This window comes from Halobacterium sp. GSL-19 (assembly GCF_016917855.1).
Classification (GTDB): domain Archaea; phylum Halobacteriota; class Halobacteria; order Halobacteriales; family Halobacteriaceae; genus Halobacterium; species Halobacterium salinarum.
In genome coordinates, this window is the sequence record NZ_CP070377.1 from 848162 (window position 1) to 860477 (window position 12316).

A 12316-nucleotide genomic window follows, 5' to 3' on the forward strand; every position below is an offset into this window, starting at 1 on the left:
GAGTTTCGGGCTCGTGTGCGGGCGTTCACCACAACACACTGTGTGAGCGGGCGTGAGAAACACCCGAACAAATATAGCCAGTCGAACACGACAGCGAGACATGGACGTGGTGGGAGTGGGCTACGAATGCATCCGGGCGTACGTCTACGGGCTGGTGACGGCGACCACGGGCGGGGCCGTGTGGGTGGGCGCGCCCGACGTGACTGCGTCCCCGCGGATCGCGTCGGCGTGGTTCGCGGTTGCCGGCTTCGGGATGCTCGTGGTCGCGATGCTGACGCTCACGCATTTCGCGAACCGGGCGCTGTGAGCCGCGGACGGTGGCTCAGTCGCCGCCCTGCCCGTAGGACTGGAACCGGCGCTCGACGGCGGCCAGTTGGTCGTCGGTGAGCGTGTCCGGGTCGCCGTGGCGGCGCGCCCGCAGATACACCTTGCACAGCTCCTCGACGTGGATGGTGTTCTCGACGGCGTCGGCCAGGTCGTCGCCGACGACGACGAGGCCGTGGTGGGCGAGGATGCAGGCGTCGCTGTCCGCGTCGGCCATCTCCGTGACGACGAGTTCGGCCAGATCGTCGGAGCCGTAGGGCGCGTACTCCGCGACCGGGACGCGCCGCCCGACCGCCGTGATCATGTAGTGGATCGGGGGGAGTTCGTCGCCCAGCACCGCCAGTGTGGACGCCCACGGCGAGTGCGTGTGCACGATCGCGCCCGCGTCCAGGCGCTGGTAGATGCCCGTGTGCATCGGGACCTCGCTGGTGGGCGTCATCTCGCCGGCGACCACGTCACCGTCGAGGGTGACCACGGGCACGTCGCTGGCGTCGAAGCCGTCGTAGGGGACGCCGGTCGGCGTCGCGGCGAACCGGTCGCCGTCGCGAACGCTCAGGTTCCCGGTGCGGCCGGGCGTGAGGTCACTCAGTGCCGGTGCGTAGTCCACCACGTCGACGCGTTCACGGGCGAGCATGGTTACAGTACCACGTCCGTTACGTCCCGGAACGATTCAATCCTGTGGTCGGGCGATTCGCGGCCGGTCAGCCCCGTGCGGTCGTTGTTGCACAGCACGCTCGTCAGCCCGACGCCGTTCGCACCCACGACGTCCGACGTCACCGAGTCGCCGACCATCACTGTGTCCGCGGGTGCGACACCGAGGCGCGCCAGCGGCACGGTGAACATCACGCTCGCGGGTTTCTCGCGACCGACCTCCTGGCTGGTGAGCACGCAGTCGACGCGGCCGGCCAGCCCCGTAGCCGCGAGCTTCCGCAGCTGCACGCGCGTCGTCAGGTTCGTCACCACAGCCACGTCCAGGCCGGCGTCCCGAAGACGATCTAGTGTCTCCCGAACGCCGTCGAAAAGCGACAGCGCGTCGATGTAGGCGTCCCAGTAGGCGTCGGCCAGCGCCAGCGCGTCGGCCGCGTTGGGGGTGCCCGCCTGCAGTTCGATCGCGCGCTTGAAGTAGAGGCCGCGGTCGTGGGCGCTTGCGGTTTCGGAAACCTCGCGTTTGACCGCGGCGCGCGCCCGGGAGTACAGCGATTCGAACGCCGCCCGCGAGACGTCGTAGCCGCGGTCGGTGGCTGTCTCCCAGGCCGCCTGTTGGCCCGCCTCGTTGCACGGCTGGTAGGGGTAGAGGGTGTTGTCGAGGTCGACGAACACCGCCTCGTGGCTCATGCCCCGGGCTGTGAGGGCAGCGGGGTTAACTCCTCGGGTTGGGTTACGGGAACAGCCCGCGGAACTCGTGGGCGTCCGCGCTGCGCTCCAAGGCGATGGTGTAGGCGGCGGTGCGCAGCGTCGGGATGTTGCGGTCCTCGTAGGCCACCAGCATCTCGTCGAAGGCACCCGTGAGCCGCTGTCGGAGGTCGCGGTTGACCTCTTCGACGTCCCAGGAGTACTGCTGGCTGTTCTGCACCCATTCGAGGTACGAGACGATGACGCCGCCGGCGTTCGCGAGGATGTCCGGGACGACGGGGACGCCGCGGTCGCTGAGGACTTGGGCGGCGTCGAAGGTCGTCGGGCCGTTGGCGGCTTCCACGATCACGTCGGCCGCGAGGCGTTCGGCCACGTCGACGGTGATGACGTCCTCGATCGCGGCGGGGATCAGGGCGTCGACGTCCAGCGTGAGGAGGTCGTCGTTGGAGATGGGTTCGGCGTCGTACCCCTCCAGGCGGCCGCCGTTGGCGTCAGCGTACGCCTGCACGTCGGCGATGTCGAGCCCGGTTGGGTCGTGGATCGCGCCGGTCACGTCCGAGACGGCGACGATGTTCGCGCCGCGCTCGGAGAGCAGATCGGCCGTGACGCTGCCGACGTTTCCGAAGCCCTGGATCGCCACGTCGGCGTCCTGGATGTCGGTGTCGAAGTATTCGAAGGTCTCCTCGGTGATGATGGAGACGCCGCGGCCGGTGGCCTCCACGCGGCCGTCGGTGCCGCCGATCTCCGGGGGTTTGCCGGTGACGACTTCCGGAACCGCGTACCCCTGATAGACGGAGTAGGTGTCCATGACCCACGCCATCGTGCGGGGGTCGGTGTTCATGTCGGGCGCGGGGATGTCCGTCTCCGGGCCGATCATCCGGCGGATGCCCTCGGTGTAGCGGCGGGTGAGCTGCTCGATCTCGTTGTCCGAGAGCTCCTTGGGGTTGCAGACGATGCCCCCCTTCGCGCCGCCGAACGGCAGGTCGACGAGCGCGGTCTTCCAGGTCATCCAGCCGGCCAGCGCGGACACCTCTTCCTCGGAGACGGTCGGGTGGTAGCGGATGCCGCCCTTGTAGGGGCCGCGTGCGCTGTCGAACTGGCAGCGGTAGGCGTCGAACACTTCCACGCTGCCGTCGTCCATGCGCACCGGGAGACTGACGGACAGCGTTCGCTCGGGGGACTTCAGTCGCTCGTAGATGCCGTCGTCGATGTCAACGTACTCGCGCGCCTGCTCCATCTGCGCGAGCATATTCTCCAGCGGACCACTCTCGGTCATGTCCCCGCAAAATCTGTCGTGGTTGAAGTACGTCTCGGCTTGGAACGGGTGTGCCACGGGCAGCCATACCGCAACGCTGCGTGTCGGCCCGGACGGCCGGCGGGTCAGAGTTCAGCGGCGAACTCGCGGGCGCGCTCCCGGATCGCGGGGGCGTCCATCCGGACGTGGGCGCCGTCCCGGTAGAGCACGTCGCCAGCAACCATCGTGAGCGTCACGTCGTCGCCGTGGGCGGCGTACACCAGATGGGAGTACGGGTCGTGGATCGGCGTCGAGCGCGCGGCGTCGGTGCTGAGGCCCACGAGGTCCGCCGTCCATCCCTCCGCGATCCGCCCCACGTTCTCGAAGCCTGCGGCCTTCGCGCCGTTGTGCGTCGCCATCTCGAAGACGCTGCGGGCGGGCAGCGCGGTCGGATCGAGGGCGTCGACTTTCCCCAGGAGGCTGGCCTGGCGCATCTCCGCGAACCCGTCGAGGGTGTTGTTGCACGGCGGGCCGTCGGTACCGAGCGCGACGTTGATCCCGCGCTCGCGGTAGTCCGCGACGGGCGCGACGCCCGAGGCCAGTTTCATGTTCGAGGACGGACAGTGCGTGACGTGCGTGCCCGTCTCCGCGAGCAGCGCGCGCTCGCTGTCGTCGGTCCACACGCAGTGTGCAAGCACCACGTCCTCGCCGGTCACCCCGACGTCGTCCAGCCAGTGGATGTTGCGCTTGCCGGTCTCGGCTTCGACGGTCTCGATCTCGCCCTGGTTTTCGCTTGCGTGCGTGTGGATGCGAACGCCGTACTCGTCCGCGAGCGCGCGGCAGCCACGCAGACACGCTTCCGTACACGAGACCGCAAACCGCGGGGTGATCGCGTACTGGATGCGCCCGTCACAAGCGCCGTCCCACTCGCGGATGAGCGCCTCCGTCTCGGCGAGCGCCGCGTCGGTGTCCTCCTGGAGGCCGTCCGGGGAGTCCTTGTCCATGAGCACCTTCCCGAGGCGCGCGCGCACGCCGCTGTCGGCGGCCGCCCCGAACGCCTCGCCGGCGTGATCGACCGAGAGGTGATCGACGACGCCGGTGGTGCCGGATTCGACGAACTCCAGGTACGCCAGGTCGGCCGCCGCCCGCATTTCGGCGGCGTCCAGCCCCGCCTCCATCGGGAGCACGTGGTCGAACAGCCAGTCCAGCAGCTCCTGGTCGTCAGCGATCCCGCGGCCGAGGCTTTGCACCGAATGCACGTGGGCACCCACCAGCCCGGGCGCGAGCACGTCCACGTCGATCCGCTCGTGGTCGGGGTGGGCGTCCGCCAGCGCGGCGCGGTCGCCGACCGCCGTGATCCGGTCGTCAACAACCACCACGGCTCCGTCCTGGAGCACGCGGTCCGCGTCCTGCACTACGGTGTCGGCGGTCAGTAGCGTCATTCCCTCACAGCGTACGCCGCCGCGCACGCTAAGGCGTTGTGATTCGGGTGGTGGTCGCGGCCGCGTCAGTCCCGGCGTGCCGCTCGCGTCGTCGCCACCATCCAGCCGCCCAGGTACCCCCCGGCGGTGAACGCCGCGGCGACGAGCAGCGCCGCGCCCGCGGCGACCGCCCGGGGTGCGGTGCGCACCAGCCGGCCAGGGATCGGCGCGGTCGCGAGCACGTAGTGGAGTTGGTGGAACACGCCCACGGTGTCGCCGTACAGCACCGTCCACCAGAACGCCACGCCGACACCGACGCCGGCGCTGGCGCCCGCCGCAGTCGCGGTCCGCAGGGGGTGGTGTGTACCGAGCGCGGCCGCGACGTAGCCGCCGATGAGGCCGGTGGTGCTCACGCGGAACGCCACCACCACCGCGCCCGGGTGGTGGGGGCTGAGCTGGCCGAACGTTCCGAGAATGGCGGCCTGCGCGAGCACGCCGCCGAGAACCACGCCAGCGAATCGACGCACACACCGGGCTGGGTGTGCGGGCCGCAGAAGTGTTGTGGTATCGGGCCCGCCGTTAGTCGCGGACGGCGGCCCGCGCGAGCTTCCCCTCGGCGCGCCGCAGGTGTTCTTCGAGCGTGGACCGCGCGATGTCGAACCGGTCGGCGAGGGCGGCGGTGGTGGTTTCGCGGGGTCGCTCGTAGTAGCCGGCGTCGACGGCGGCGCGAAGCACGGCGGCCTGGCGGGCTGTCAGATCTGCCGCCTGGGTGCCTGGGGCCGCGCTGGCGGGCGCGCTCACCTCGCGTTTGTCCGCGACCGTGATCTCGTAGTCCGCGCGCAGGGCGTGATACACATCGGTGAGTGCCGCCGGCGAGAGCGCGAGCACCTGGAGGTGTTTCTGGCCGTCATCGTAGGTCAGCGGTGGCACGAGCAGGCAGCCGTGGGCGGCGAGCGTGTCCTCAACGCCGTCGGCGGTCGCCGCGCGCAGGCACGCCTCGGTCACAGCAACCGTGGTGTCGCCTTCGGTGACGCGATCGCGGATGCCGACGCGGGCGTCGACGGCGGCGAGCACGCGCGCCACACCGCCGCCGCTGACCTCCAGGAGGTCGCAGTGGTCGTTGCACCACAACTGCATGCGCGCGTCGGTGTTTGCGGTGGCGGCGGCGTACGCGCTCCCGGACCCGGCGAGCCGGAGCGTCGCTTGCTGCATACGCCCAGCCCACAGCGACCACGCATAAACGACCCGTCTAGTGGCGGGTGTAGCGTCATGATTACGCGCGCCGAGTGTGCTGTATGGACACACCAAACGCGGCGGCGGAGACGAGCGAGCCGTCCGCCCAGTGGCAGGCCTATCAGGGCGCACCGACCGGCACCGACATCGAGTGCGAGGGCTGGCGACAGGAAGCCGCGTTGCGCATGCTGAACAACAACCTCGACCCCGAGGTGGCCGAGGACCCCGAGAACCTCGTTGTCTACGGCGGCACCGGACAGGCCGCCCGGTCGTGGGACGCCTACGACGCCATCCTCGACGAACTCCGAACGCTTGCGGACGCCGAGACGCTGCTCGTGCAGTCCGGGAAACCGGTGGGGGTCTTCGAAACCCACGAGCGCGCGCCCAGCGTGCTCATCGCGAACTCGAACCTGGTCGGCAACTGGGCCGACTGGGAGCAGTTCCACGAACTGGAGGCCGAGGGCAAGATCATGTACGGCCAGATGACCGCGGGCTCGTGGGCGTACATCGGCACGCAGGGGATCATCCAGGGCACCTTCGAGACGCTGGCGGAGCTGGCCCGCGACCACTACCCCGACAACGACGGCCTCCGCGGGAAGATCGTCGCGACCGCCGGCCTCGGAGGGATGGGTGGCGCGCAGCCGCTGGCGGTCACGATGAACCACGGCGTCTGCATCGCCGCCGAGGTCGACGAGGCCCGCATCGACCGCCGCATCGAGACCGGCTACTGCATGGAGAGAACCGACGACCTCGGCGAGGCCATCGAGCGCGCGACAGCAGCCGCCGAGGCGGGCGACCCCTACAGCGTCGGCGTTCACGGCAACGCCGCGGACGTGCTGGAGGGGATGCTCGACCGCGACTTCGTGCCGGACGTGGTCACCGACCAGACGAGCGCGCACGACGAACTGGCGGGCTACTACCCGAGCGGGTACACTGTCGCGGACGCCGACGAGCTGCGGGAGGAGGACCCCGACGCGTACCGCGAGGCGTCGATGGACACGATGGCGCGCCACGTCGCCGCCGTCCTCGCGATGCAGGACGCGGGCGCGGTCGCCTTCGAGTACGGGAACAACATCCGTGGGCAGGTCTCCGCCCACCGCGGTGACGTGACGACAACCGCCGGGGAGTCCCACGACCCGTTCGACTTCCCGGGGTTCGTGCCGGCGTACATCCGGCCGTTGTTCTGCCGCGGGAAGGGGCCGTTCCGGTGGGTGGCGCTGTCCGGGAACCCCGCTGACATCCACCGCACTGACCGGGCCGTCACGGAGCTGTTCCCGGAGAAAGACGACCTGCACCGGTGGATCGACCTCGCGCAGGAACACGTCCAGTTCCAGGGGCTGCCCAGTCGGGTGTGCTGGCTTGGCTACTGCGCCGCGGACGACGGCCTCACCGAGCGCGCCCGGTTCGCGGTTCGGATCAACGAGCTCGTCGATAGCGGCGAGATCGAGGCCCCGATCGTCGTCACCCGCGACCACCTCGACGCCGGCAGCGTCGCCAGCCCCAACCGCGAAACCGAGGCCATGCGGGACGGCACGGACGCCGTCGCCGACTGGCCGATCCTGAACGCACTCCTCAACACGGCGGCGGGCGCCGACATCGTCAGCGTCCACAACGGCGGTGGTGTGGGGATCGGAAACTCATTACACACCAACAACCACGTGGTGCTCGACGGCTCGGACGCCGCCGCCGAGACGGCGCGGCGGGTGTTCACCACCGACCCCGGGATGGGCGTGATCCGGCACGCCGACGCCGGCTACGCGGACGCGCTCGTGGAGGCTGCAGCGTCCGGGGTTACGGTTCCGATGCGGGACGCGGAGCGTGAGCAGTGATGTTCCAGGACGCGACCGACTGGACGCCCACGAGCACCGACCCACGGGACGAGCAGTTCGGGGGCGTCGTCGAGCCGGTACCGACACCCAGTGACGCCGACGACTACGACGCCGTCCTCGTCGGCGAGCCGTACGACGGCGCGGTGATCGGGCGTCGGGGGGCGCGCGACGGGCCGTCCGCGATCCGGGAGTCGCTGGCGGGCGTGAAAACCCACCATTTCGGCGCGGGGGCCGTCTCCGGGGTGGCGGACCTCGGTGACGTCGTGCTCCCCGACGGCGACGTGGCCGACACACAGGCGGCGGTCCGCGAAGCCGCCGCCGAGGTCCACGAAACGGCGGCGCTGCCGGTGTTCGTCGGCGGCGACAACTCCCTGTCGTACGCGAACGTCGCGCCCCTCGTCGCGGCGGACAACGGCGCGGTCGGTGTCGTGAGCGTCGACGCGCACCTCGACTGCCGGGCGGTCGGTGACCGTGGCCCGACCAGCGGGACGCCGTACCGACAGCTGTTCGACGCCGGGCTGGACGCGCTCGCTGTCGTCGGCGCGCGCCACTTCGAAACCACCACCGCGTACGCCGGGTTCCTTCGCGAGCAGGGCGGCCGCATCGTCACGAGCGACGCCGTCGCCGCTGACCGCGACGGCAGCCTGGACGTCGCGCGCGAGGCCCTCGACGGCGTGGATCACGTCTACGTGAGCGTGGACATCGACGTGCTCGACGCGGCCTACCCGGGTGCGAGCGCGCCGACACCGGGCGGCATCCAGCCCCGGGAGCTGTTCGCGCTGGTGGAGGCGTTGGCCGCCAGCGACGACCGCATCCGCGGGTTCGAACTCGTCGAAACGGCGCCCTCCCTCGACACCGGCGGGCGAACTGTCGACGCCGCCGCACGGACGATCGCGCATTTCCTCGCGGGGGCGCAATGAGCAGCCTCGACGCGGTCGTGCACGGCGCGCGCGAGTTGGTCGTCGGCCCCGCTGCGGGTGGGGACACGCTCGAAACGCACGCCGACGGCGCGGTTGCGGTCGTCGACGGCGCGGTCGCCGCGGTCGGGGACACCGCGGACGTGCTCGCGGCGTACCCCGCCGAGAACGCCACCACGGCGATCGACGCCACCGGGAAGACCGTGCTCCCTGGGTTCGTTGACCCGCACACGCACGCCCTGTTCGCGGGCGACCGCAGCGACGAGTTCGCCGCGAAGCTCCGCGGCAAGCCCTACCAGGAGATCCTCGCCGAGGGCGGTGGCATCCTCCGGACGGTTGACGCCGTGCGCGCGGCCAGCGACGCCGCCCTGGTGGCGAACCTCACCGCGCAACTCGACGTGATGCTCGCCCACGGCACCACGACCGCCGAGGTGAAGACCGGCTACGGGCTGGACACGGAGACGGAGTGTCGCATGCTCGACGCCATCGCGGCCGCCGCCGAGCACCCCGTCGACGTGGTGACCACGTTCCTCGGCGCGCACGCCGTGCCCGACGACACCGACGCCGACGCCTACGTCGACGCGGTGATCGCCGACCAGCTCCCGGCGGCCGCCAACGGCCCTGCGAGGTTCTGCGACGTGTTCTGCGAGGCGGACGTGTTCACCGTCGAACAGTCCCGCCGGATCCTCGATGCCGGCCGCGAGCACGGACTCGCGCCGAAGCTTCACGCCGAGGAGTTCACCCGACTGGGGGGCGCGCAGCTCGCCGCCGACCTCGGGGCGACCAGCGCCGACCACCTCCTGCACGCCACGCCCGAGGACGCCGCCGCCCTCGCCGACGCCGGCGTGACGCCCGTGTTGCTCCCCGCGACGGCGTTCGTGCTGGACGAAGCGTACGCCGACCCACAGCAGTTCCTGGCGGCAGCCGACAACCGCACGGGCGCGCCGGTCGCGCTCGGCACCGACCTGAACCCGAACTGTTACACCCACAGCATGGGGTTCGTCGTGTCCCTGGCGTGCAACGGGATGCGGATGGCGCCCGCGGACGCGGTGCTGGCCGCGACCGCGTGGGCCGCGAGCGCGCTCGACCGCGGCCGGGACGGCACCGGCACGCTCCGGGAAGGCACCGACGGGGACGTGCTCGTCGTGGACGCCCCGAGCCACGTACACCTGCCGTACAACCCCGGTGTGAACAACGTCGAAGCCGTGCTGACGGACGGCACGGTCGCCGTCGGGGGTGGTGGGGCGTGACCACCGAGGGCGTCGTCATCGATGGCGAATCGCTGACCCCGGCGGCCGTCGACGCGGTTGCACGACACGACGCGCCCGTCAGCATCGCCGCCGGCGCGCGCGAGGCGGTGCGCGAGTCGCGAGCCCGCATCGCGGACGTGCTCGGCGGCGACGAAGCGGTCTACGGCGTGAACACCGGCTTCGGGTCCATGAGCGACACCCGCATCGACGCCGCCGACCGGGAAGCCCTACAGGCGAACCTCGTGCGCAGCCACGCCGCCGGTGCCGGCAGCGAGCTCGACACGGCGGCAGTGCGCGCGCTCCTGGTGACGCGGCTGAACGCGCTCGCGAAGGGGTATTCGGGCATCCGCGAGCGCGTCCTGGACGTGCTCGTGGGGCTGCTGAACGAGGGCGTCCATCCCGTGGTGCCGTCACGGGGCAGTCTCGGTGCGAGCGGCGACCTCGCGCCGCTGGCACACATGAGCCGCGTGCTCATCGGCGAGGGGCAGGCCGACGTGGCGGGCGAACGCATGCCCGCCGCCGAGGCGCTCGCGGCGGCCGACCTGGAGCCGGTGACGCTGCAGGCCAAAGAGGGGCTCGCGCTGATCAACGGCACGCAACTGACCACCGGGGTGGCTGCGCTGGCGCTCGTGGACGCCGAGCGCGTGCTCCGCAGTGCGGACACCGCGGGCGCGCTCACGACGGAGGTGACGATGTCCACGACGGCGAGCTGTGCCCCCGCGATCCACGAGGTCCGCCCCCACGACGGGCAGGCGGTGAGCGCGCGACACATCAGGAACCTGACCGCCGGCAGCGAGGTTCTCGACCACCACCGGGACTGCGACCGCGTGCAGGACGCCTACTCGATTCGGTGCCTGCCACAGGTCCACGGGGCCGTTCGGGACGCGCTGGACCACCTCCGAGCGGCCGTGGCGACGGAGCTCAACAGCGCGACCGACAACCCGCTGGTGTTCGCCGGCGACCGCGTGGGGCCGCGGGCCAGTGGCACCGACCGGGCGGCGGTCGTCTCCGGGGGGAACTTCCACGGCGAGGTGTTGGCGCTGCGCCTCGGGTACGCCGCCAGCGCGCTCGCCGAGCTCGCCGCGATCAGCGAGCGCCGCACCGACCGCCTGCTCAACCCCGAAACCCAGGAGCCACACCTGGAGCCGTTCCTCGCCCCGGACAGCGGGCTGCACTCGGGGCTGATGATCCCGCAGTACACGGCCGCGTCGCTTGTCAGCGACCTGCGGTCGCTCGGCCAGCCAACACTCGACAACGCGTCGGTGTCGGGCGCACAGGAGGACCACGTGAGCATGAGCGCGGGGGCGGCGTACAACTTCCGGGAGGCCGTCGAGAAGGCCGCCACCGTGGTTGGCGTGGAGCTGCTGTGTGGCGCGCAAGGCCGGGAGTTCCTCGATCCGGATCTCGCGCTCGGCGCGGGCACAGCCGCGGCGTACGACCTCGTGCGCGAGGTGTCCGAGCCGGTCGCCGGCGACCGGGCGCTGGCTGATGACATGGCTGCTGTCGGCGATCTCGTCCGTGCAGGGCTGGTCGAGGACGCAGTTGCGCGTGCGCTCGACGCGCCCCTCGCGTAAGCCCGCGCCGTCGGCAGTGGGCACGCAGTACACATCGCTAACACGGCACCACAAACCACACCTTACTGTGAAGGGTGAAGATTGACTATGTCCGCCGCACAACAGACATACGTTCACCGGTCAGCTTGCAGGTCCGGTGGACGTGCCTCTGACATCGGGTGGCCGCTGCCCACGGCCACTTTTGACCGACTTCACTGCCACGCGGCGGCGACTCGACGACTCACCAGCGAGTGCGCCCCCGATACCGAGCGCTCGGCACCACGTACCCGCCCGGAGACCGCGCTGCCTATGTGCCAGCCACCCCAGGCCGTGGATATGCGCGTGGAGAACTCGTTTCTGCCGGCCGCCGGCGTCGGCGAGCGGACCGAACGCCGCCTCTGGCAACACGGCGTCACACACTGGACTGACTTCGACGGCGACGGCCCCGGCATCGGGGACGCCACCGCCGAGAACATCTACTCGTTCATCGACGCCGCCGGGCGCGCCCTCGACGCCGGCAACACGTCGTTTTTCGCCGACGCGCTGCCGTCGGGCGAGCTCTGGCGGCTCTACGAGAACGTCGCCGACGACGTCGCCTTCTTCGACATCGAAACCACCGGGCTCGACCAGCACAGCAGCGTCGTCACCACGGTCAGCGTCCACCGCGGCGGCGACACCACCACGCTCGTCCGCGGCAGCGACCTCACCAGCGAGCGCCTACAGGCCTTGCTCGACGCGCCCATGGTGGCGTCGTTCAACGGCAAACGCTTCGACGCCCCGTTCCTCGAGCACCACTTCGATCTCTCACTGGACAGCCCCCACCTGGACCTGATGTATCCGTGCCGACGCCTGGATCTCACCGGCGGGCTGAAGCAGGTCGAACGCGACCTCGGGGTCGACCGTGCGGAGGTCGACGACGTTGACGGTCGGGAGGCGGTCCGGCTGTGGCGTCGCTACGCCGAAGACAACGATGAAGCCGCGCTCGACCGCCTGGTGACGTACAACCAGTACGACACGCAGAACCTCCAGACGATCCTCGATGCGGTGGCCGAACGCCTCCACCGGGACGTGTTCGAACCGCACGTCTGACTCGACACGACGGCGCACGCAAGCAACAGCGTATCAAGCCAAGGGTGGGATTTGAACCCACGAACTCTCGATTACAAATCGAGTGCTTGGACCACCCAAGCTCCCTTGGCGCA

At 70.7% G+C, this 12316-nt stretch carries 12 protein-coding genes and 1 tRNA gene; 6 read left to right on the forward strand and 7 right to left on the reverse strand.

Annotated elements, in window-relative coordinates; translation table 11 throughout:
- Positions 1 to 100 precede the first annotated feature (100 nt).
- Entirely contained in the window at positions 101 to 307 is a 207-nt protein-coding gene (locus JT689_RS06215) for a hypothetical protein (protein ID WP_010902867.1), read from the forward strand.
- A 15-nt stretch (positions 308 to 322) separates the two neighbouring features.
- Here JT689_RS06215 and JT689_RS06220 read toward each other — a convergent pair whose 3' ends face one another.
- From JT689_RS06220 to JT689_RS06245, 6 genes are all read right to left on the reverse strand, one after another.
- A complete protein-coding gene (locus JT689_RS06220) occupies positions 323 to 958 on the reverse strand; it encodes a class II aldolase/adducin family protein (RefSeq protein WP_010902868.1) in 636 nt (211 codons plus the stop codon).
- A gap of 2 nt (positions 959 to 960) precedes the next feature.
- Positions 961 to 1659 carry an HAD family hydrolase gene (locus JT689_RS06225; RefSeq protein WP_205251804.1) on the reverse strand — a complete coding sequence of 233 codons (699 nt, stop codon included), beginning with the start codon at positions 1657 to 1659 and terminating at the stop codon, positions 961 to 963.
- Between the two features lie 43 nt (positions 1660 to 1702).
- Entirely contained in the window at positions 1703 to 2953 is a 1251-nt protein-coding gene (gene gdhA2, locus JT689_RS06230; protein WP_010902870.1) for a glutamate dehydrogenase GdhA2, read from the reverse strand.
- Positions 2954 to 3057: 104 nt separating this feature from the next.
- Positions 3058 to 4353 (reverse strand): 5'-deoxyadenosine deaminase, encoded by a 1296-nt coding sequence (locus JT689_RS06235; protein WP_205251805.1) that lies wholly within the window; start codon positions 4351 to 4353, stop codon positions 3058 to 3060.
- A 65-nt stretch (positions 4354 to 4418) separates the two neighbouring features.
- Positions 4419 to 4859, reverse strand: a complete 441-nt coding sequence (locus JT689_RS06240) for a hypothetical protein (protein WP_012289291.1) — start codon at positions 4857 to 4859, stop codon at positions 4419 to 4421.
- Between the two features lie 52 nt (positions 4860 to 4911).
- Positions 4912 to 5544: a helix-turn-helix domain-containing protein gene (locus tag JT689_RS06245; protein ID WP_010902872.1), complete on the reverse strand. Its 633-nt coding sequence runs from the start codon at positions 5542 to 5544 to the stop codon at positions 4912 to 4914.
- A gap of 83 nt (positions 5545 to 5627) precedes the next feature.
- On the opposite strand from JT689_RS06245, the gene hutU reads away from it, so the two are divergent.
- From hutU to JT689_RS06270, 5 genes are all read left to right on the forward strand, one after another.
- Positions 5628 to 7394, forward strand: coding sequence for a urocanate hydratase (gene hutU / locus JT689_RS06250; RefSeq protein ID WP_205251806.1), 1767 nt, complete (start codon positions 5628 to 5630; stop codon positions 7392 to 7394).
- Positions 7394 to 8314, forward strand: coding sequence for a formimidoylglutamase (gene hutG / locus JT689_RS06255; RefSeq protein WP_205251807.1), 921 nt, complete (start codon positions 7394 to 7396; stop codon positions 8312 to 8314). The genes hutU and hutG overlap by 1 nt, the downstream gene beginning before the upstream one ends.
- Positions 8311 to 9561 carry an imidazolonepropionase gene (gene hutI, locus JT689_RS06260; protein WP_205251808.1) on the forward strand — a complete coding sequence of 417 codons (1251 nt, stop codon included), beginning with the start codon at positions 8311 to 8313 and terminating at the stop codon, positions 9559 to 9561. Before hutG ends, hutI begins: the two co-directional genes overlap by 4 nt.
- Positions 9558 to 11135: a histidine ammonia-lyase gene (hutH, locus tag JT689_RS06265; RefSeq protein WP_205251809.1), complete on the forward strand. Its 1578-nt coding sequence runs from the start codon at positions 9558 to 9560 to the stop codon at positions 11133 to 11135. The genes hutI and hutH overlap by 4 nt, the downstream gene beginning before the upstream one ends.
- Before the next feature lie 315 nt (positions 11136 to 11450).
- On the forward strand, positions 11451 to 12203 hold the full coding sequence (locus JT689_RS06270) for a ribonuclease H-like domain-containing protein (RefSeq protein WP_205251810.1): 753 nt from the start codon (positions 11451 to 11453) through the stop codon (positions 12201 to 12203).
- Between the two features lie 36 nt (positions 12204 to 12239).
- Here the strand turns inward: JT689_RS06270 and JT689_RS06275 are convergent.
- Positions 12240 to 12313, reverse strand: a tRNA-Thr gene (locus JT689_RS06275).
- Between the last annotated feature and the right edge of the window lie 3 nt (positions 12314 to 12316).